The following is a 21,652-nucleotide window of genomic DNA, read 5'->3' as shown; positions in this document are numbered from 1 at the left end:
ATTCTGAACTTGGACAATTATTTGAGTGGAATAGTTTAAATTTAGAAAACTAAATAGCTAAATATGAAAAAAGCATTAATAATAGTTGACGTACAAAATGATTTCTGTGAAGGTGGGGCTCTGGCTGTACCTGAAGCAAATGAAATAATTCCTTATATCAATCTTCTGATGGAAGAGAATGAATATGATCAAATTGTACTTACTCAAGACTGGCATCCTGCAAATCATAAAAGTTTTGCCAGCAACAACGGGAAAAAGGTTGGTGAAAGCATTATTTTAAACGGAGTTCCGCAGTTTATGTGGCCGGATCATTGTGTGGAAGGAACTTTCGGAGCAGAATTTCATAAAGATTTAAACAGAGAAAAGGTAACTCATATCATACAGAAAGGGAAAAATACTGAGATAGATGCTTACAGTGGTTTTCAGGATAACAATCATTTTATGAAAACCGGTTTGGATGATTTCTTAAAGTATCATGATATTCAGTTGGTAGAAATTGTTGGTTTAGCGATGGATTACTGTGTGAAATTCACAGCTACGGATGCCGTTGCCAATGGTTATGTAACCTGTCTGCACTTTAACGGAACAAAAGCTGTCAACGTAAAACCGGATAATGGAAAAGATGCTATTTTTGAAATGATTCAGAAAGGGGTGACGGTTTTAGGATAATTCATGAAGTTAAGAGTCTGTTCACTTTAAAACTATAAAACACAAAAAGACGCAGAAATCAATTCTGCGACTTTTTATTTTTAGATTTCATGAATGAATTAAACTTATAATTCATCATTCAAAACTCATCGGTTTTAAAGCATTTTCAGAGTATTCACTTCCAAATCCGTAAGGATTCTCCAGTGCCCTCTTTTGATGTTTTTCTTGGTTAATCCTGCAAACATTACTCTGTCTAAAGCTTCCACTTCGTATCCTAATCTTTGGAAAATTCTTCTGATCACACGGTTCCAGCCAATATGAATTTCCATTCCGATTTCATTTCTGGGCTTGCCTTCGATGAATGAAATTTGATCTACCATTGCAATTCCTTCTTCCAAACGAATACCTTCCACAATAAGCTTCATATCTTCATTGGTCAGTTTTTTATCCAAAGTCACATGATAGATTTTTTTAGCATCAAAAGATGGATGCGTAAGTTTCTTGGTCATGTGTCCGTCATTGGTTAAAAGAATAACTCCTGTGGTAGAACGATCCAGTCTTCCAACCGGGAAAACTCTATAGGGAGATGCGTTAGCAACAAGGTCCATCACTGTTTTTCTTGCCTTGTCATCTTTTGTTGTAGAAATATAACCTTTTGGCTTGTTAAGAAGTACATAAACCGGTTTTTCAGGTGTGATATTTTGTCCGTCAAAAACCACTTTATCAGTTTTTTCGACTTGGTATCCCATTTCATTCACTACCTTTCCATTCACTTCTACCAAACCTTGAGTAATCAACTCATCAGCTTCTCTTCTGCTGCAGATTCCCGAGTTTGCGATATATTTGTTAAGACGGATTGTATCTTTGTGAACGTCCTTTTCAACCTTCTTAAATCTTCTTTTCTGTACAAAAGATCTTGCTCTGTCGTCATCTCTGTCATTTTCACTGCCAGGTTTTCTTCCGTATTTTAAGCTTCCTCTTTCGTATTTTCCTCTTACATCTGAGCTGCTTCTTCCTTCACCACCTCTCTTGAAGTTGGTTTGGCCAAAAGACTTTCTCTCTTCGCTTTTATTGGATACAAATGGTTCTTTTTCAGTTTTTGAGTATTTTTTTTCCATTCGACTCTCATAGCTTGTATCAGATCTCCTAGAATCAGGTTTTTTAAAAGGTCTAGAGCTGTCTGTCGCTCTGTCACTTCTGCTGAAGGGCTTTTTCTCAAAGTTTGATGAGCCGTTCTCATTTCTATCTTTTGATTCAAAACTTTTCTCACCCGTTTTTGAAAATGGCTTTTTGAAAGATTTTGAATCTGAAGAATTTCCAGATTTAGGAGAGCGAGGACTATCCGAATTTCTTGTTGAAGATCTCGGTTTTTTTGGTCTTCCTGAATTATTATTGTCTCTGCTCATTCTAAATATTTTTGCAAAGATAGTAATTTAGTTACGAGTTAGAAATTAAGAATCATAACTTTGTACGATTGTATGCTTATTAATGTCATTAAAATTAAAAAAATGATTACTTTTTTAGACGATAATTTTTCTCAGTTAAACCATTTTCTTACCGAAAATACATTCACGAAAATATTTATTCTCGTAGACGAAAACACTCATGAATATTGTCTTCCTAAACTTTTAGGCAATCTGGAAACCGATATCAGCTTTGAAATTCTGGAAATTGAGGCGGGTGAAGAAATGAAGAACATTCAGACAGCCAATCATTTGTGGGAAATTTTAACGGAAATGAAATCTGATCGGAAAGCACTGATGATTAATCTTGGTGGTGGTGTTATTACAGATATGGGTGGTTTCGTGGCTTCTACTTATAAGAGAGGTATTAAGTTCATTAATATTCCTACGACACTTTTATCAATGTGTGACGCATCCATTGGCGGAAAAACAGGAATAGATTTAATGCATTATAAAAATATGGTGGGAACTTTCAGTTTTCCGGAACAGATTTTTGTTTTTCCTCAATTTTTAGAAACTCTTCCTTATAAAGAGTTACGAAGTGGCTTTGCAGAAATGCTGAAACACGGATTGATTGCAGACAAAATACATTGGGATAATTTGGTCACCATTCAAAAAATAGATGCTGAAAGTTTATTTCCACATATTCAAACTTCGATGGATATTAAACAGGAAGTTGTAGAGAAAGATTTTCACGAGAAAAATATAAGAAAAACGCTGAACTTCGGTCATACTATCGGTCATGCGGTAGAAAGTTTATGCTTGGAGAAAGGAAATCCTATTCTTCATGGTGAGGCTGTAGCTTTAGGAATGATTTGTGAAACTTATCTTTCATTTCTTGAAAGTTTAATTTCTGAACAAGATTCTGAAAAAATTATTGAGAACATTCAGAGATATTTTCCATTTATCAATTTGGATGAGTTTAAAGATGATGATCTGTTCAATGTATTACTTAATGACAAAAAGAATACAGATACAAAAATCAATTTTTCGTTACTTTCTGAAATTGGTCATTGCGTTTTTGACTATGAATGTACAACAGAAAATATACTGACATCCATTAATTTTTATAAAAAAAGGAGTGGATTTTAGTGAAATTTAAAGAAATACTATTTAATACATAGTGTTTATTGTTGTTCTTTAAATTACTGAAAATCAATGTTTTAATTTTTTATTGTTATTTTACTGATTTCTATCATGTCTGGTTTAGGGTGCAAAATGTAGTTTTGGCAAACAATTTGAAAGATACCACTCGTCAAACTCGAAAAATAGTTTTGACAGAGATTTAGAAATAAAAATAATAAATATTAAAATTTAAAGTTATGAAAAAGTTAATTTTAGGACTAGCTGTTACAGCAAGTTCATTAGCATTCGCTCAGACAACGACAACAAAAACATCTTCATCAGACATTAGATTTGGTGCTAAGGCAGGAATGAACGTATCTTCATTATCAGAAGATGCAGGTCTTGAAGATCAAAAATCAAAAATCGGTTTTAACGCAGGTGTTTTTGCAAATATTCCAATTGCTGCATCTTTTAGTATTCAACCAGAGATTTTATACAGCCAGTATGGAGCTAAAATCGAAAGCAGAGACGAATTTACTGTTGCTGGTGTAACAACTAGAAATGTTGAATCTTACTCAACAAATTTTGATTACATTACTGTACCGGTAATGTTCCAATATAACTTTGTACCAAATTTCTATGTTGAAGACAGGTCCAGAACTTGGATTTATGATTTCAGCTAAAAATAAAGGTGACAGAACTACTACAGTTACAAGTGGATCTAATACTTCAACAAGTACAGCTAGTTATACAGATGATATCAACAAAGATAATCTGAATACTGTAAACTTAGGTATCGGTTTAGGTGCTGGTTATTATTTCACAGATAATATCGGTATCACTGCAAGATATGTTGCTGGTGTAACAGATGTTGTTAAAGACAGACCAAACGGTTCTGATGCTGTAAGAAACAATACTTTCCAAGTTGGTTTAGCTTACAAATTCTAAGAATTTAAATAAATCTTATTCAATAAAAAAGGTCAGACTTAATTTTAAGTCTGACCTTTTTATATTAAATTATTGTTTTAATTAAACAATTCTATTTCTTCTCCTTTCGCTACAGGATATTCTTCTGTAAAACATCCGAAACAATGATTTGAAGATCCTAAAATTGCTTTCAGATTATCTGTACTCAAAAATTCTAAAGAATCTACTCCCAGATAAACTCTCAATTCTTCAGTGGTCATATTGGCAGAGATCAAATCGTCTTTTGATGGTGTGTCAATTCCTAAATAACACGGTGCAATAATTGGTGGAGATACACTTCTGAAATGAATTTCCTTCACTCCTGCTTCTTTCAAGATTTTAACCAGTCTTTTTGAAGTCGTTCCACGAACGATTGAATCGTCGATAATTACTACTCTTTTACCTTTAATTTCAGATATAATGGGGTTGAGTTTCAAGTTCACTACCCTTTCTCTCATTTCCTGAGTCGGTACAATGAAACTTCTTCCGATGTATCTGTTTTTAATCAAAACCGGACGGAAAGGTATTCCCGAAGCTTTAGAAAAACCAATCGCAGCCGGAACTCCGGAATCTGGTACACCAATCACGATATCTGCATCTACAGGAGCCTGTTCCCAGATTTTCTCCCCAGATTTTTCTCTGATTTCGTAAACATTAATATTTTCTAATGTAGAATCGGGTCTTGCAAAGTAAATATATTCAAACGAACATATTCTTTGTTTTCCTTTTTCTTCATTCACCATGTAAGAATTCAGTTTTCCAGGCTCATTTTCATTGGTATAAATGATTTCTCCCGGAAGAATATCACGTACATATTGTGCTCCAACAGCGTCTAATGCTACAGATTCTGAAGCAACAACATATGTTTTTTCATCTACTGCTCCTAAAACCAAAGGTCTGATTCCGTTGAAATCTCTGAAAGCGAAAAATTTATTTCTCGTCATTCCGACCACAGAATATGCACCTTCAATTTTTTCCATGGTTGCTTTGATAGCACCACGTAACCCCAGATCAAGATTTTTTTGAATCAATCTTAAAATAACTTCAGAATCTGAAGTGGCTCTGAAAACTACACCTTCAGCTTCCAATTCATTTTTTAGTTCTCTCGCATTGGTCAAATTACCATTGTGAGCGATAGAAAGAATAATCTGATCGTATTCGTTTTTGGCGAAAAATGGCTGAAAATTATATTTCTTTTTGTCTCCTGCAGTCGTATAACGAGTGTGCCCGATTGCAGAATTTCCCATAAAAGTTTCAGGATCATTGATCTCTTTATAAACATCCAAAACCAAACCTTCATCTTTCATGTTGGTGATTTTCCCTTCTTTAAGAACAGAAATACCACAAGCTTCCTGACCTCTGTGCTGCAAAGCAAAAAGCCCGAACTGTGAAAGTGAGAACGTATCAAGATCATTATCAGAATACATTCCGAAGATACCACACTCCTCATTGGGAGCATCCAGTCTTTCTTCTTCCTTCGTTCTGAAAAGATTTCTTCCGTAGGTTTGAGTCTCAAACTGTTTTAAATATTCACTTTTATGAATGTCTAAACTTTTCATTTTTATTTTTTCTAAATTAGAAGTTAGATATTAGATGTTAGAAATTAGTCTAAGTTAACTTCAATTATAATTTTAAACTTGTCAATGAATAAATCATTTTCTGTATCTCAGCTAAAAGTTGTTTTAAAGGAATATTTTAGTTCAGAAATAAAATTTAAATCTATTAATAATTGTAATTGAGTTTGTAGCTCATATGTGAGCCAAAAACAATTACAAGAAATTGATAAAATTCATTTTTATTATTTCTTCTCGCTCCTTCTGCAATATTTTAAGGTATTGAAACTGCACATCTTCTGATTTGAGAAAGCAAACCAAATTTTTCTTTATTCTTTAATTCTGCAGTAACCATATAAACTTCTTTAACCAAAGCCATTGATTTACTCCAAACTTTAAGATCTTCTGTTCTGTGCGATTTCATACTAACCTCTAATATCTAACTTCTAACTTCTCAATCTTACTTATTAAGTAAAGTTTTCAGTCTGTTGTAGATCTCAACGTAAGCTTCTGTCACTTCGCCAAGATCTCTTCTGAATCTGTCTTTATCCAGTTTCTTCATCGTGTCTTTGTCCCAAAGTCTGCAAGTATCAGGAGAAATTTCGTCAGCTAGGATGATTTCACCAGTTGAAGTTTTACCCAATTCGATTTTGAAATCTACCAGGATGATATTCATTTTATCAAAAAGATCGATCAGAATTTCGTTGATATCTGCTGTTAATGCATACATTTCTTTCAATTCTTCGTAAGTCGCTGCTCCTAAGAAAACTGCGTGGTGATCATTGATTAGCGGATCTCCTAATTCGTCTTTTTTGTAGCAGATATCAAAAATGGTAACCGGAGATTTGATTCCTTCTTCAACTCCTAATCTTTGTGCCATACTTCCTGCAGAATAGTTTCTTACCACCATTTCCAAAGGAATAATAGATACTTTTTTTACCAATTGCTCTCTTTCGTCCAATTGCTTAATGAAATGAGTTTTGATTCCTTTTTCATTTAAATATTCAAAAATCAAAGTGGTGATGGCGTTATTCATCTCACCTTTCAGATCAACTGATCCTCTTTTTTGAGCATTAAATGCTGTAGCATCGTCCTTAAAACGTACTACTACCTCATCAGGATTATCGGTAGCAAATACCTGTTTTGCTTTACCTTCATACAACATTTCTTTCTTTTGACTCATAATTTTTACTTTTTTAAAAGGAAATCGCGAATCTACGGCTTCCGTTTTTGTATTAGATTTATATTATTTAATTAAAATTCCTGTTAAAACAGCTATTCCAAAGCTGAGCAATGTGCCAATGAGTACATATTCTGTCAGCTTTCTCTGTTTTGCCTGTGCTAGATCACTGAATCTGAAAACAGATTTTGCAGCAACCATAAATCCTACGCCTTCCCAGTGATTGACTATGATAAAAGTAAAAACTAAAAGGCGTTCTAATATTCCGATATATTTTCCGGCACTCGATAAAGATTCGGTTTGTATTTTACTTTGAGCTTCTGCAACCGGCGTCCATGAGGACAATAAAGTTTTAATGATAATCGACGCTGGAGCCGTTAAAAATAAAACTGCAATTAATATTTTTAAAAAGTTCTGGTCTTTTAAAAACTCAAAATTAAATTCATTAAAATAAAAAGAAATGCCTGCAATCACTGCAATATGCAAAAGCTGATCAATAAAAAACCATCTTCTTTTTGTTTTGATATTTTGAAACTGAAGCTTTGCTGCATCAATGATAAAATGTGAAACTCCTACAGAAACGGCTACCCACCACAACTCAAGATTCCATAGAAAAATAAAACTTAAAATGGTGTGAATCAGAATGTGAAGGTACAAATATTTGCTCCTCAGTTTTCTGTTTTCTTTATCTGAAACCCAAGAATTTGGCTGAAGAATAAAATCTCCGAGTAGATGCGCCAATATGAGTTGAGTAAATATCATGTTACAGTTCTGAGATTTTCTTTCTAAAGTATTGGTTGGTTTCTACAATAAGCTCGTAGTTGGCACGTTTCAGTCTTTGGCTGATGGATGACTGTGAGATTGCAAATTTTTTGGCAAGATCTTCCTGAGTTATGTCGTTATTCATGATCATTTCGTGGATGATTTCGGCAGTTGCCATCGTCCAGTTATCAAAATCTTTTGAAGACCATTTAAGCAGAATGTTGAGATCACGATCTAAAGAATCGTTTGAGGTTTTGATAGAAACAGTATGTCCATCACTTTTAAGATCATTCAGTAGTCTCCCGGAATTCACATAAGCTGTACCGTTGGATTCTGTGATTTTCTCCGATGAGAAATTTTCTTCTCCGATGCCAATTGCAATTCTTACGTCTAAATTTTCCTGACTTCTGATAAGAGATTTGATGGCTAAAAAACGCCAGAAAACGTCATCAATATTACATTTGAACTGAAATTCGTCTCCTCTGTAGATTTCCCATGTTTGTGGAGCACTTCCCCACTTTTCAAGAAGATTTTTTAGTCTGGTGATCCAAACTTCAGTGTCTGCATGTTGCGAATTAATAATATCACCGGTGATGACCGCTATCATTCTGCAAATATAAGCATAAATACTTATATGTAAAAATTATAAGCAGACCCACTTATAGATATTAATTATTAATGAATCTGCTCATGTCAATATTGATTGAATATCAAAATTATCTTTTTATAAATTGATAGATTTTGTCATCTAATTTCAGTAAATAATTTCCTGTCTGTAGATACTGAACAAATATATTTTTTTTGTTTTTAAAAGGATTTTTCTCAGAATAAATTAGTTTACCGGACCTATCTAAAATTTCTGCAGATTTAATTGGATCTGTATTTCCGGTTACATAAATATTTTCATTGACAGGATTTGGATAAATTTTAAATTCTTTATTGGCTAAAATAATATCCGAAGTGGAAAGTGTTCCCAGATTCTGACAATAATCGCTTGCATAAGAATCCCATTCTGAAATATTAAATATCGTTGTTGGATTGTTGATTGTACCTTTTCTATATAAAGATACGTTTGACAATGTGGAAGTATTTGATTGTCCCGGTAATCCGATTCCGTCTACAGTTGCAAATTTATATCTCAATTCGATGTAATTGCTTCCTGTAAAAGTCATTTGCGGAGCAGCCGTTACAAATTTTGCCTGATTGATTGTGTAACATGAAAAATTGGCAGAAGGATTCAAAACAGCAAAAACTTCATTATTCTGAATTGTTCCTTCCAATTCATAAGGATCTACAAAATAATAATTTGATCCGCTGAAAAACTGAATCGACAGTCTGTAATCACTCAAATTAACCGGATGTCCTGTTTTATTGGTAATTTCTAAGGCTTTATTATTTGCAGTTCCTTCCAGATATTTTGAAACAAATAAATCTTTTGCATAAATATCATTTGCTAAAGTTGTTGTAGTAACTATATTACTGTCGGGAGAAAATAAATATCCGTTATCATAAGCTTTAACCGTAAACTGATAGGCAGTTGATGGCGTTAAATGATCAATACTTATTGAAGTTCCTTTTGTGGAAGCAACTAAAGTTCCGTTCTGATAAATTTTATAACCTATGACATCAGTGCTTGTACTCGGAGACCAGCTTAAGTTCACAAAATATGCACTGTTTTGAGTCACCGTTAAGTTTGTCGGAGTTTGCGGGCCAACAGCATCAGAAATTTGTGACCAGATTGCATTAACCCAGGAAGGATTATCAACGAAAGGATTTCTGTTTTTCTGAATGGTATAAACTGCATTGTTCCTGTCAATTTCTTTCTGAGAAACAGGATCCTGTGCGTGCCACTGTAGAAGCATGGTAAGATAAGCAGGATCAAAACCTCTTTCCTCTGTTCCGTCTAAAGGATTCGTGTCAGACGCAGGATTTATATTGTTATTAAAATTAAAAGTTCCCAGTTTCCCTTCATATCTTACTGCGAAATAAAGGATACTTCTGGCTACATCACCTTTAAATTCATTGATGGGTTCATAAACACGTCCTGTATAAGTAACCCCAGGAATTGCGCAATTCCCGATTTTTGAAGAATTTGTGAAGGTGTGAAATATTGTAGAACCCACGATTCCATAAGGATAGTTACTTCTCAACTGATTGATTCTTGCATCAGTAGGCAATACGAAAAACAAATCAGAGTACATCGGATAATTGCTGTAAAATGTACTTTGCGGCATCATGTGTTCTCTGTTCCAGCCCTGTCCTTCTGCCGAAGCGCTGCCTATAATGTTTGCTGAAGTATATTCATAAGAATCCGCTCCTGTAGGAATTTCAGAATACATATCCAGTAAAATCGTAGTGTTTGAAGCACCATGATCGTAATATTTATCCAGATCTGTCTGGTTATAGTAGTTGGTAAGATCACCGTAATTCCAATTGATATTTTTTTCAGCAATGATATCATGTACTTTAGATTTCAATGCATAACCCGAAAGTCCTGACGTTCCATTATAATATCCCACAGGAATCTGAGAAAATGCAAACGATGAAATCAGTAAAAGAGGAAGTAAGAGTTTTTTCATACTTTAAAATTGGTTGCTAAATTAATATTTATTTGTAATTTTAGGAGAATAACTTTATTAATAATATATTAAGTTTAGCATTGTAAAATTCTGATAAATAAAAGATTAGAAAAAAAAATAAAGCAAATGTTAATTTTTCTTAGTATTTCCGCAATTTAAGTATCTTTGGGCATTAACTATTATCTAATATGAATACAGAAACGATCAACAACATCAAAATGATAGCTGAAACAGCAAAAGAATTTGCTGAGAAAAATATCAGACCCAATATTATGGAGTGGGACGAAAGTCAGACTTTTCCGAAAGAATTATTTCATCAATTAGGTGATATGGGTTTTATGGGAATTGTTATTCCTGAGCAATATGGTGGTTCTGGTTTGGGTTATCATGAGTATGTGACTATTTTGGACGAGATTTCTCAGGTTGATCCTTCAATCGGGCTTTCTGTAGCAGCTCACAATTCATTATGTACCAATCATATTTATGAATTCGGAAATGAAGAGCAGAGAAATAAGTGGCTTCCTCAGTTAGCAACCGGAAAAGTAATCGGAGCTTGGGGTTTAACAGAGCATAATACAGGATCTGATTCTGGAGGAATGTCTACAACTGCAGTAAAAGATGGTGATGAGTGGGTTATCAATGGAGCTAAAAACTTTATTACTCATGCAATTTCCGGAGACATTGCTGTGGTAATGACAAGAACCGGAGAAATTGGTGCTAAAAATAATTCTACAGCTTTCGTTCTTGAAAAAGGAATGGCTGGTTTTACTTCAGGTAAAAAAGAAAATAAATTAGGAATGCGTGCTTCAGAAACTGCTGAGCTTATTTTTGATAATGTTCGTGTACCAGATTCTCACCGTTTAGGAGAAGTAGGTGAAGGTTTCAAGCAGGCAATGAAAATATTAGATGGTGGTAGAATTTCTATTGCTGCTCTAAGTTTAGGAACTGCAAGAGGTGCATACAAAGCTGCTCTAAAATATGCTAAAGAAAGACACCAGTTCGGAAAATCTATTGCTACTTTCCAGGCGATCAACTTTATGTTAGCTGATATGGCAACTGAAATTGATGCTGCAGAATTGTTGATTCAAAGAGCTTCAACATTGAAAAATGCCAAGCAAAAAATGACCAAAGAAGGTGCAATGGCAAAATTATACGCTTCTGAAGCTTGTGTAAGAATTTCTAACAACGCAGTACAGATCTTTGGAGGTTATGGTTATACAAAAGACTTCCCTGCTGAGAAATTTTACAGAGATTCAAAATTATGTACCATTGGAGAAGGAACTTCTGAAATTCAGAGATTGGTTATTGGAAGAGATATTACTCAATAATTTTTTTTAACATCCAAATATATGATAGCACTTGCATTTTTGTGAGTGCTATTTTTGTTTTATTAATGAACGTTTTATCATTTATTTAATGTGTTGCATAATATTTTAAATTAATTGTCTAAAAATTTCTTAATAAATTTTGTTTTTCATAATATAATTTTTATTAGCTTTGGTATTCCACAATCAAAATGTTATTTATATGAAAAAACAACTATTGGTGATTGGAATGCTGGTATCAGGCATTTCTTTCGCTCAGACTGATAGACTTTGGTCTGAAGGTTCTAAAAAAACCAATTCTGAAATTTTTGAAAACAAAACAAATATTCTCAATCCGAAAATCTATCAGCTAGATCTTAACGGATTAAAAAGCGTTCTTGCTAAAGCTCCTAAAAGATTGTCTGTAGGAGAAAAATCAGAGATCATCATTTCATTTCCTAATTCTGAAGGGAGATTAGAAAACTTTAAGGTAAGAGAAAATTCAAACTTCGATCCTCAGTTAGCAGCAAAATATCCTGATATTCAATCTTATGTAGGTGAAGGTCTTGATGATCCCAATTCTACAGTTTATTTCAGTATTTCACCATTAGGATTATCTTCAATGGAAATTTACGGAGATAAATCTGCTGTTTTTATCGAGCCTTATGCAAAAGATCTTTCGTCGTATGTTGTGTATAAAAAATCAGACAAAAAAGATAACCTAAGTGCTTTTGAATGTACCGTTATCGATGTTGCTCAAAAAGGAATCACTACATCAACTCTCGCTGCAAGACCAAATGCAGATGATGCCAAATTAAGAACGTTCCGTTTGGCGCTTTCTTCAACTGGAGAATATACAACCTATTTCGGAGGTACAAAAGCTCTAGCTTTAGCAGCAATGAATAACACAATGACTCGTGTAAACGGTGTTTTTGAAAAAGATTTTGCAGCAAGAATGGTTTTGATTGCCAATAATGATGCGGTAATTTATACAAGTGCTTCATCAGATCCTTATTCTGCAGCTGCGCAGATGAACAATTGGAATTCTCAGCTTCAATCTACCTTAACCTCAGTAATCGGTGAAGCCAATTATGATGTCGGGCATTTATTTGGAGCTTCCGGTGGTGGCGGAAATGCCGGTTGTATCGGATGCGTTTGTGTAAATGGTTCCAAAGGCAGCGGTTACACATCTCCATCAGACGGAATTCCATCAGGTGACAATTTTGATATAGATTATGTAGCTCATGAACTAGGACATCAGTTTGGAGGAAATCACACATTCTCTCATGCCAATGAAGGCACAGGTGTCAATATGGAGCCCGGTTCAGGATCAACAATCATGGGTTATGCAGGGATTACCGGACAAGACATCCAGGCTCACTCAGATTCTTTCTTTCATGCAATAAGCATTCAGCAGATTACAAATAATATCAAAGCTAAAACCTGTCCCGTAAGTACTTCAACTGGCAATTCAATTCCTACTGCAGATGCCGGTTTAGATTACACGATTCCGAAAAGTACACCCTTTATGCTTACTGGTACAGGAACAGATGCTAACGGAGATTCTTTAACTTACATCTGGGAACAGGTTGATAACGCTTCATCTTCCCAAACAGGTGCAAGTTCTGCTGCAACTGCTACGAAAGCTACAGGTCCTACATTCAGATCTTTTACGCCGACCACAACTCCTGTAAGATATTTTCCGAGAATGGCTTCTCTTTTAGCAGGCGCAACAACAACAGCAGGTGCTGAGATCAATGTGGAAGCACTTTCTTCTGTTGCCAGATCTTTGAATTTCAGATTTACAGTACGTGATAACAGAGCCGGAGGTTCCGGAAACAATTCTGATGATACAAAAGTAACTGTAAACTCAACTGCATGGACCATTCATCATTACTTCTCAAGGTACTTCAACAACATATACAGGCGGAAGTTCTCAAAACGTAACATGGAACGTTGCCGGAACAACTGCAAATGGTGTCAATACTGCCAATGTTGATATTCTTTGGTCAACAAATTCCGGCACCACATGGACTACTTTGTTAGCAGGAACTCCTAATGACGGATCTCAAGCTGTGGTTATTCCTAATGTGACAACAACAACAGGAAGAATTATGGTGAAAGGGAGCAATCATATCTTCTTTGATGTGAATAATGCTAATATTTCTGTGAATGCAGGTTCTGGAAGTACAGATACAGTTGCTCCAACAGCGCCTACTCTTTCCGCATCAGGAACTACTTCTACAAGCACCAATCTTTCTTGGTCTGGTGCAACAGATGCTGTAGGTGTAACAGGTTACGATGTTTATCAGGGTTCATCATTGATTGGGAATACAGCTTCTACAAATTACACAGTTGCAAGTTTAAGCCCATCTACGACCTACAGTTTTTCAGTAAGAGCAAAAGATGCTGCCGGAAATATTTCTACTTCAAGTAACTCGGTAAGCGTAACAACACTTGCAGGAAGTACAGTTACTTATTGTACAGCAACTGCAACAAATACTGCGGATGAAAGAATTGGAAACGTGACATTTGGTAGCATCAACAATACTTCAATAGGAACTGCAGGGTACGAAAATTTCACTTCTGTTTCCACCAATGTAACTAGAGGAACAGCAAATGCAATCTCCATCACACCGGTTTGGACATCTACTAAATACAATGAAGCTTATGCAGTCTACATTGATTATAATAAAGACGGTGATTTTACAGATAGCGGAGAATTAGCCTGGACAAAAACAGGTTCGCAAACAACTCCGGTTACAGGGTCAATCATAATTCCTGCAACAGCAGCACTTGGAAGTACAAGAATGAGAGTAATGATGCAATACAATTCTGTTCCTTCATCATCTTGCGGATCTTATACTTACGGGCAGGTTGAAGATTATACTTTGAATATTCTGTCATCAGGAAGAGGTGAAGATTTTAATGTCGAAAATTTAGTGACTGACATTAAATTATATCCAAATCCTGTACGAGATATTTTAAATATATCAAACACGAAGTCAGAAGATTATAGAATCTTCGATATGGGTGGAAAACTAATCAGCTCAGGAAAACTCGAAAGAGGCACAGTGAATGTAAGCGAACTTACAACAGGAGCTTACACGATCCAGATTGGAGAAATCTCAAAAAGATTTATCAAAAATTAACCATTGAAAAATTAAACTTGAAAAGGCTGCCAGAAATGGCGGTCTTTTTTTATGAGTAATGAATAATCTGTAATAAGTAATTTTGAAACTAAAAACTAAAAACCGACAACGAACAACAATTTCCCAAAATCACTATATTTGCTTTAAATTTAAAATTTCATGGACAAAATTGACAGTCTGAATCAAGTAGCAGAATTCCACACCACTTTCAAAGCTCCTATTTTGGAAACTCCACAAATTCCTTCTCAGGAAAGATGTAATCTGAGAGTTGAGCTTTTGCAGGAAGAATTAAATGAATTGAAACAGGCAATTGAAGATAAAAACTTGGTAGAAATTGCTGATGCATTATGTGATTTGCAGTATGTTTTAAGCGGAGCTGTTTTAGAATTCGGGTTGGGTGATAAATTTGTAGAATTATTCAATGAAGTTCAGCGTTCTAATATGTCTAAAGCTTGTGATAATGAAATTCAGGCAAACGAAACAGTCGAATTTTACAAAGAAAAAGAGGTTGAATCTTTTTACGAAAAATCCGGAGAAAAATTTAATGTATACAGAAAGGCAGATCATAAAGTTTTAAAAAACAAATACTACTCTCCTGCCGACCTAAAAACAATTATTGAAAATTAAGATGAGATCAAAGATTCACAAATACAATGAAAAATAGTAGAAATATGATTTGTAAAAAATTTATTACCAAAACACTTGCGGTTTCAATCATTGTATTGGGAATTCAGGAATATAGTGCACAGAAAGTTGTTGTCAATCGTGAGGTTGAAACCACCAATGACGGCAAGATGCTTTTAGGACATCAGCTTAAAGATCAGTTTGTAAAAGAACCTTATGCTGAGTGGTACACAAAAGAATTCAATGAATATGCTTTGGATCAAAAAGCTGTCGGAGAATTAAAGAAAAACAAAATCAATTCTTATAATCTCATTGTTTTCATGGGAACCTGGTGTGAAGACAGCCACAGAGATTTTCCACGATTAATGAAGATTTTAGAAGAAGTAAAATATCCGGAAGGCAAACTAACAATCATTGCGGTAAACCGTAAAAAAGAATCTCCTACCGGCGACGAATCTAAGTATAACATTCAAAAAGTTCCGACCATTATCGTTGAAAAATATGGCAAGGAAATTGGAAGAATTATCGAAATGCCGACTACAGGATATATCGAAAGAGATCTTGTGGAAATCTTAAAGAAAGATGACAAATCGGTAATTAAAGAAATATTTAAAAAAGAAAATTGAGAAATTTAAAACTTGTTATTCCATTTGTTGCAGGAATTCTTCTGATGCTGATTCTGTTTTTCAGTTTCAGATCATGCTTAAGCATTACTGAAAAAACCGAAAAATCTGATTACTATATTTTGACCAACCAAATCTCAAAGATGAACAAAATGGTCGTCTTAGAACAGGATTTTTCTGCAATGCAGAAAACTAAATTCGGTTATGAATTTCTAGGAAAAGAAATGACAAGCAATAGCGTTATTACCTACACCAAAACCAATGCGCAGGTTTCCTATGATTTAAATAAAATGAAAATTGAGGTAGATTCTGTTAATAAAAAACTGATTATTACAGATCTCCCGAACGCTGATATCAGAATTACCCCAAGTGTAGAAATTCAATCGTTAGACGATTCTTTTATCAATAGGATTTCAGAAAAGGATATTAAAAATGTGCAGCAAAAGGCAAAACAAACTGCTATTAATTCTGTAGATCAAAATAAGCTGAGAAATGAAGGCAAACAGCAATTATTGGAAAATTTGAATAATATTTTCGTTTTGGCAAAGGCTTTGAACTATACCATAGAAGATAAAACCGGAAAACTCGGTGTTCTTGGACTCTAAAATTCAAAACAATGGACTCAAACGAAGATAAAAAGAAAGAGCCTGCAAACTCTGCAGAAACTAAAAAGCAAAATGAGGATTTCCGTGATTTACCGGCATCTTCAAAAAAACAAAATCCACCGGATGTAGATAAAGAAGATATCAAAAAATCTTCAGAAAACAAATCCGGAAAAACAGATAATACTAAGTGAAAGCTTAGTATTTTTTTGTTTCATTAATAATGAAAATCATTAATTGAAAATTTCGCTAACGTCAAAATTTAAAATAAATTGTATTTTTTGTGAATTATCGTGCTACGATTTCTCAAAGATGTAAAAAATGCGTATTTTTGCAACTTAAAATTTCTTAGTAAACAATGATAAAAATTACACTTCCAGACAATAGCGTCAGAGAATTTGAGGGAGAAGTCACTCCGTTGGATGTGGCAAAATCGATAAGCGAAGGATTGGCTAGAAATACCATTTCCGCAGTTGTAAACGGCACACAAGTCGAAGTTACCACGCCTATTACTACAGATTCTACCGTACAGCTTTTGACATGGAATGATGATCTTGGCAAGAAAGCCTTCTGGCATTCTTCTGCTCACCTTTTGGCGCAGGCAATCCTTGATTTTTATCCGAATGCTCAATTAACGATCGGTCCCGCAATAGAAAGCGGATTTTATTACGACGTAGATTTCGGTGACGAAGTTTTGTCTGAAAAAGATTTTGAGAAAATTGAAAAGAAAGTTTTAGAAAATGCTAAAAAAGCTTCTACCTTCTCACTATACCCTGTTTCTAAAGAAGAAGCTTTAAAAACATATGCAGACAATCCTTATAAAGTAGAATTGATCTCTAATCTTAATGATGGTGAAATCACTTTTGTAACACATGATAATTTCACAGATCTTTGTCGTGGCGGTCACATTCCAAATACCGGAATTGTAAAAGCAGTAAAGATTTTGAATGCTGCAGGAGCTTATTGGAGAGGAAATGAGAAAAATCCTCAGTTGACAAGAGTGTACGGTATTTCTTTCCCAAAACAGAAAGAACTGACTGAATATCTAGAGTTATTAGAAGAAGCGAAAAGAAGAGATCACAGAAAATTAGGTAAAGAATTAGGGATTTTTGCTTTTTCAGAAAAAGTAGGTGCCGGTTTACCACTTTGGTTGCCAAAAGGTACTGCTTTAAGAAAAAAATTAGAAAATTTCCTTTCTGATGCTCAGAAAAAAGGAGGATACGAATTCGTAATGACACCCCATATCGGTGCAAAAGAATTGTATGTGACTTCCGGTCACTGGGATAAATATGGTGCAGACAGTTTCCAGCCGATCAAAACTCCAAATGAAGGAGAAGAATTTATGCTGAAACCAATGAACTGTCCTCATCACTGTGAAATCTACAAAACTTCACAATGGAGCTACAGAGATTTGCCCAAAAGATATGCAGAATTCGGAACGGTTTACCGGTATGAGCAAAGTGGTGAACTTCACGGCTTGACAAGAGTTCGTGGTTTTACTCAGGATGATGCTCACCTTTTTTGTACTCCCGATCAGTTGATGGATGAGTTTAAAAAAACAATTGATTTGGTTCTTTATGTTTTTGGTTCACTTGGATTTGCAGACTTCACTGCTCAGATTTCGTTAAGAGATCCCGACAATAAAGAAAAATATATCGGTTCTGATGAAAACTGGGAGAAGGCAGAAAATGCTATCGTGACTGCAGCAAAAGAAAAAGGGCTAAACACTGTCACAGAATATGGTGAAGCGGCATTTTACGGACCTAAATTAGATTTCATGGTGAAAGATGCTTTAGGAAGAAAATGGCAGTTGGGAACCATCCAGGTAGATTACAATTTACCGGAAAGATTTGATCTTACTTATATTGGAAGCGATAATGAAAAGCACAGACCGATCATGATCCACAGAGCGCCATTCGGTTCTATGGAACGTTTTATTGCTATATTATTAGAAAATACTGCCGGAGATTTCCCATTATGGTTGAGTCCGGATCAGTTTACCATATTGCCAATCAGTGAAAAATATGTAGATTATGCTAAAAAAGTTTCACAATTTTTAGAAAATCACGATATTAGCGGATTGATTGACGAGCGAAATGAAAAAACGGGTAAAAAAATCCGTGATGCAGAATTAAAAAAGATTCCTTTCATGCTTGTAGTAGGAGAAAATGAAGAAAGAGATGGCACAATTTCTGTACGAAGACGTGGAGAAGGCGATCTTGGAGTAATGAGCATGGATGAATTTGCAGCGTACTTCAAAAAAGAAGCAACAGTATAAAAGTTCTTATAAAATCTTTTATATTATTAAATAGTTATTAACCAATAAAATTATAAAGCGATAGCACAACGATTTAACAACAGAGGCCCACAGAGACGTCCACCACAGGAGGACTTACACATGATAAACGATAAGATCCGTGTACGGGAACTTCGTTTAGTGGGCGATAACGTAGAAGCGGGAATTTTCCCGATTGATAAAGCGAGACAAATTGCCAAAGAACAGGAACTTGATTTGGTCGTGATTTCAGACAAAGCTGAACCTTTCATTGCGAGAATATTAGACTATAAAAAGTTCTTATACGAGCAAAAGAAAAAAACAAAAGAACTTAAAGCAAAACAAATCAAAGTAGTTGTGAAGGAGATCCGTTTTGGACCATCAGACTGACGAGCATGATTATGATTTCAAGAAAAAACATGCTGAAAAGTTTTTGGAAGAAGGTTCAAAATTAAAGACCTACGTATTTTTCAAAGGACGTTCTATTATCTTTAAAGATCAGGGTGAAATTTTACTTCTTAAACTTGCCCAGGAACTTGAGCATGTAGGGAAAGTTGATCAGCTTCCTAAACTTGAAGGAAAAAGAATGATTATGATGATGAGTCCTAAAAAACCGGCTAAATAATTACAGTGTAATAATGGGTTTTCATACTCATTATTATTCATAAACATATAAAAGAGATTTTCTAATGAAAGTCTCTTTTTGTATGATAATTTTTCGTAATTTTGCAAACCAAATATCTGTATAGATATTAACTGAAAGCCAATAGCCAAAAGCTTTTAGGGATAGCTAAAATATTGATAACAAAACATAAAAAAGCAAACAATGCCAAAATTAAAAACGAAATCAGGTGCTAAGAAGCGTTTTAAGCTTACCGGAACTGGTAAGATTAAAAGAAAAGGTGCTTTCAAAAGCCACATCTTGACAAAAAAGGAAACTAAGCAGAAGAGAAATCTTACGCAAACTTCTTATGTTGCAAAAGTGGACGAAAAAAGCGTTAAACGTCAATTAGCAATTAAGTAGTTTTTATAAATCCTTTATTCGGTTTATAAGAATAACAATTCAACATTTTAACCCTGAAACGGTGCACCAAAGAGAAATAAAGTCTGCGAGTTTGAGAATTGTAGAGAAAATCTTTCAATTATCATTTATCAATTATTTTTAGTTCCGCCCTTTTCAAAAAAACAATTTAAATTATGCCAAGATCAGTAAATGCCGTAGCTTCTAGAGCTCGCAGAAAAAAATTAATGAAACAAGCTAAAGGTTTTTTCGGTAGAAGAAAGAACGTTTGGACTGTTGCTAAAAACGCGGTACAAAAAGCAATGCAATATGCTTACCGTGGTAGAAAGAGAAAAAGAGAAACTTCAGATCACTTTGGATCATGCGTATCAATGCAGGAGCTAGAGAACACGGAATGTCTTACTCTCAATTTATGGGAGCTCTTAAAAAGAACAACATTGAATTGAACAGAAAAGTTTTAGCTGATTTAGCAATGAACTATCCTGAAGCATTCAAAGCAGTTGTAGATCAAGTAAAATAATGTAAAATTTTTTGTTATCAATATAAATCCTGAGTTTTTTGCTCGGGATTTTTTTATTATATACATTTGCTTAAATAATTTTAAAAGTTTAAATTCCCGTTAAAAGTGAAAAAAATAACTACTCTACTTCTTCTTGCTTTAGCAGTTTGTCAAATTCAGGCACAAAGTTTTATTCAGGCTTATCAGACAAGAGCTAATCAGGTTTCTCAAACAAATATTACAGGTGCTTTGCAGGATTTTGCAAACCTTGGTGTGAAAACTACAGGATCAGTCGCCAATACCAATACATTAAACTGGCTCAAAGCCAAATATCAATCATATGGCTACACTGCCGCTCAAATAACAGAAGACACTTTTACATTTGGAAGCGTTACTTCAAAAAACCTGATCATTACAAAAACAGGAACCCTATATCCAAATACTTACGTTATCATCTGCGGGCATTACGATACTATTGCAGGCGCCGGAGTAAGTGATAATGGAAGCGGAACATCTATTCTTTTAGAAGCGGCAAGAATTTTAAAAGATGTACCAACAGAATATTCGGTGAAATTTATCCATTTTTCAGGCGAAGAGCAAGGTCTTGTAGGAAGCACTCATTATGTTAATAATGTAGTTTTTCAAAATAATGTTCGTCAACTTAATCTTAGGGTGGTGTTCAATATTGACCAGGTTGGCGGACTGCTGGGAAATATCAACAATAATGTTAAATGTGAGAGTGACCAAGCCGGACAGTCTGCTAATAATGCACAATCTTTAGCTTTTACCCAACAGCTTGCAACTTGCACTACATTATATTCTCCACTGCAAACGACAATGGCAAATGCCTTTGCTTCAGATTATGTTCCTTTCGAATCAAAAGGTGATATCATCACCGGTTTTTACGAAACACAAAGAAGCTTCAACGAACACACGGTCAATGATACCTTTGCAAACGTAGATCCTACCTATGTTTTCAATGTAGGAAAAGCTGCAGTGGGTGCATTACAGCATTTTGCCATCGCATCAACTACAATTTTAGGAACAAATGAAACTCAAACCGATCAGCTAGAATCTGTAAAAATTTATCCAAATCCTGCTAAAAATATTTTGAATATTGATGTACCGACATCCATCAAAGATTTCAAGGTTGAAATTACAGATGTAAGTGGAAAATTAGTTTTAAAATCAGAAAACAGTTCAGAAATAAATATTTCAGGGTTAGAAAATGGAGCCTATTTTTGCGTAGTAAAAACAGATAAAGAGAGTACAACAAGAAAAATAGTTGTCAAAAAGTAAATTTTCTAAAATTCTGTTTTTTAATTACAGACTATTT

At 34.5% G+C, this 21,652-nt stretch carries 19 protein-coding genes and 3 pseudogenes; 15 read left to right on the top strand and 7 right to left on the bottom strand.

Annotated elements, in window-relative coordinates:
• Window positions 1-63: 63 nt before the first annotated feature.
• Window positions 64-669 carry a bifunctional nicotinamidase/pyrazinamidase gene (gene pncA, locus ACZZZA_RS13510; RefSeq protein ID WP_463432566.1) on the top strand — a complete coding sequence of 202 codons (606 nt, stop codon included), beginning with the start codon at window positions 64-66 and terminating at the stop codon, window positions 667-669.
• A gap of 134 nt (window positions 670-803) precedes the next feature.
• Here the strand turns inward: pncA and ACZZZA_RS13505 are convergent, their stop codons facing one another.
• Window positions 804-1,766 (bottom strand): pseudouridine synthase, encoded by a 963-nt coding sequence (locus ACZZZA_RS13505; RefSeq protein ID WP_463433782.1) that lies wholly within the window; start codon window positions 1,764-1,766, stop codon window positions 804-806.
• Window positions 1,767-2,156: 390 nt separating this feature from the next.
• Here ACZZZA_RS13505 and aroB point away from each other — a divergent pair, with 390 nt between their 5' ends.
• A complete protein-coding gene (aroB, locus tag ACZZZA_RS13500) occupies window positions 2,157-3,203 on the top strand; it encodes a 3-dehydroquinate synthase (protein WP_463432564.1) in 1,047 nt (348 codons plus the stop codon).
• Window positions 3,204-3,433: 230 nt separating this feature from the next.
• Window positions 3,434-4,124, top strand: a pseudogene (locus ACZZZA_RS13495) (porin family protein).
• Window positions 4,125-4,201: 77 nt separating this feature from the next.
• Here ACZZZA_RS13495 and purF read toward each other — a convergent pair.
• The 6 genes from purF to ACZZZA_RS13465 form a co-directional block, all read right to left on the bottom strand.
• Window positions 4,202-5,701 carry an amidophosphoribosyltransferase gene (purF, locus tag ACZZZA_RS13490; protein WP_463432562.1) on the bottom strand — a complete coding sequence of 500 codons (1,500 nt, stop codon included), beginning with the start codon at window positions 5,699-5,701 and terminating at the stop codon, window positions 4,202-4,204.
• 268 nt (window positions 5,702-5,969) lie between these two features.
• On the bottom strand, window positions 5,970-6,119 hold the full coding sequence (locus ACZZZA_RS13485; RefSeq protein WP_463432560.1) for a four helix bundle protein: 150 nt from the start codon (window positions 6,117-6,119) through the stop codon (window positions 5,970-5,972).
• A 36-nt stretch (window positions 6,120-6,155) separates the two neighbouring features.
• Window positions 6,156-6,878 carry a phosphoribosylaminoimidazolesuccinocarboxamide synthase gene (gene purC / locus ACZZZA_RS13480; protein WP_463432558.1) on the bottom strand — a complete coding sequence of 241 codons (723 nt, stop codon included), beginning with the start codon at window positions 6,876-6,878 and terminating at the stop codon, window positions 6,156-6,158.
• Window positions 6,879-6,941: 63 nt separating this feature from the next.
• On the bottom strand, window positions 6,942-7,637 hold the full coding sequence (locus tag ACZZZA_RS13475; protein WP_463432556.1) for a DUF3307 domain-containing protein: 696 nt from the start codon (window positions 7,635-7,637) through the stop codon (window positions 6,942-6,944).
• Window position 7,638: 1 nt separating this feature from the next.
• Entirely contained in the window at window positions 7,639-8,244 is a 606-nt protein-coding gene (locus tag ACZZZA_RS13470) for a SatD family protein (protein WP_463432554.1), read from the bottom strand.
• A 109-nt stretch (window positions 8,245-8,353) separates the two neighbouring features.
• Window positions 8,354-10,216 (bottom strand): endonuclease, encoded by a 1,863-nt coding sequence (locus tag ACZZZA_RS13465; RefSeq protein WP_463432552.1) that lies wholly within the window; start codon window positions 10,214-10,216, stop codon window positions 8,354-8,356.
• Between the two features lie 188 nt (window positions 10,217-10,404).
• Here ACZZZA_RS13465 and ACZZZA_RS13460 point away from each other — a divergent pair, with 188 nt between their 5' ends.
• The 12 genes and pseudogenes from ACZZZA_RS13460 (at window position 10,405) to ACZZZA_RS13405 (ending at window position 21,615) form a co-directional block, all read left to right on the top strand.
• The gene (locus tag ACZZZA_RS13460) at window positions 10,405-11,544 is read left to right on the top strand and encodes an acyl-CoA dehydrogenase family protein (protein ID WP_463432550.1); all 1,140 of its coding nucleotides are present in this window, start codon (window positions 10,405-10,407) and stop codon (window positions 11,542-11,544) included.
• Window positions 11,545-11,743: 199 nt separating this feature from the next.
• Window positions 11,744-13,519, top strand: coding sequence for a reprolysin-like metallopeptidase (locus ACZZZA_RS13455; protein ID WP_463432548.1), 1,776 nt, complete (start codon window positions 11,744-11,746; stop codon window positions 13,517-13,519).
• Window positions 13,520-13,559: 40 nt separating this feature from the next.
• Complete coding sequence (locus tag ACZZZA_RS13450) at window positions 13,560-14,672, top strand: GEVED domain-containing protein (protein ID WP_463432546.1); 1,113 nt, start codon at window positions 13,560-13,562, stop codon at window positions 14,670-14,672.
• Between the two features lie 159 nt (window positions 14,673-14,831).
• A complete protein-coding gene (locus tag ACZZZA_RS13445; protein WP_463432544.1) occupies window positions 14,832-15,299 on the top strand; it encodes a pyrophosphohydrolase domain-containing protein in 468 nt (155 codons plus the stop codon).
• 44 nt (window positions 15,300-15,343) lie between these two features.
• Window positions 15,344-15,922 (top strand): TlpA family protein disulfide reductase, encoded by a 579-nt coding sequence (locus ACZZZA_RS13440; RefSeq protein ID WP_463432542.1) that lies wholly within the window; start codon window positions 15,344-15,346, stop codon window positions 15,920-15,922.
• Window positions 15,919-16,524 carry a DUF4230 domain-containing protein gene (locus tag ACZZZA_RS13435; protein ID WP_463432540.1) on the top strand — a complete coding sequence of 202 codons (606 nt, stop codon included), beginning with the start codon at window positions 15,919-15,921 and terminating at the stop codon, window positions 16,522-16,524. Before ACZZZA_RS13440 ends, ACZZZA_RS13435 begins: the two co-directional genes overlap by 4 nt.
• A gap of 11 nt (window positions 16,525-16,535) precedes the next feature.
• Window positions 16,536-16,715 (top strand): hypothetical protein, encoded by a 180-nt coding sequence (locus tag ACZZZA_RS13430; RefSeq protein ID WP_463432538.1) that lies wholly within the window; start codon window positions 16,536-16,538, stop codon window positions 16,713-16,715.
• 164 nt (window positions 16,716-16,879) lie between these two features.
• Window positions 16,880-18,799 carry a threonine--tRNA ligase gene (gene thrS, locus ACZZZA_RS13425; protein WP_463432536.1) on the top strand — a complete coding sequence of 640 codons (1,920 nt, stop codon included), beginning with the start codon at window positions 16,880-16,882 and terminating at the stop codon, window positions 18,797-18,799.
• A 120-nt stretch (window positions 18,800-18,919) separates the two neighbouring features.
• Window positions 18,920-19,421, top strand: a pseudogene (gene infC, locus ACZZZA_RS13420) (translation initiation factor IF-3).
• A gap of 201 nt (window positions 19,422-19,622) precedes the next feature.
• Entirely contained in the window at window positions 19,623-19,820 is a 198-nt protein-coding gene (rpmI, locus tag ACZZZA_RS13415; RefSeq protein ID WP_034758008.1) for a 50S ribosomal protein L35, read from the top strand.
• A 173-nt stretch (window positions 19,821-19,993) separates the two neighbouring features.
• A pseudogene (rplT, locus tag ACZZZA_RS13410) lies at window positions 19,994-20,337 on the top strand (50S ribosomal protein L20).
• Window positions 20,338-20,442: 105 nt separating this feature from the next.
• The gene (locus ACZZZA_RS13405; protein WP_463432531.1) at window positions 20,443-21,615 is read left to right on the top strand and encodes a M28 family peptidase; all 1,173 of its coding nucleotides are present in this window, start codon (window positions 20,443-20,445) and stop codon (window positions 21,613-21,615) included.
• Window positions 21,616-21,652 lie beyond the last annotated feature (37 nt).

This window comes from Chryseobacterium sp. AC405b (assembly GCF_979258685.1).
This window is presented reverse-complemented; position numbering and strand designations above follow the sequence as displayed.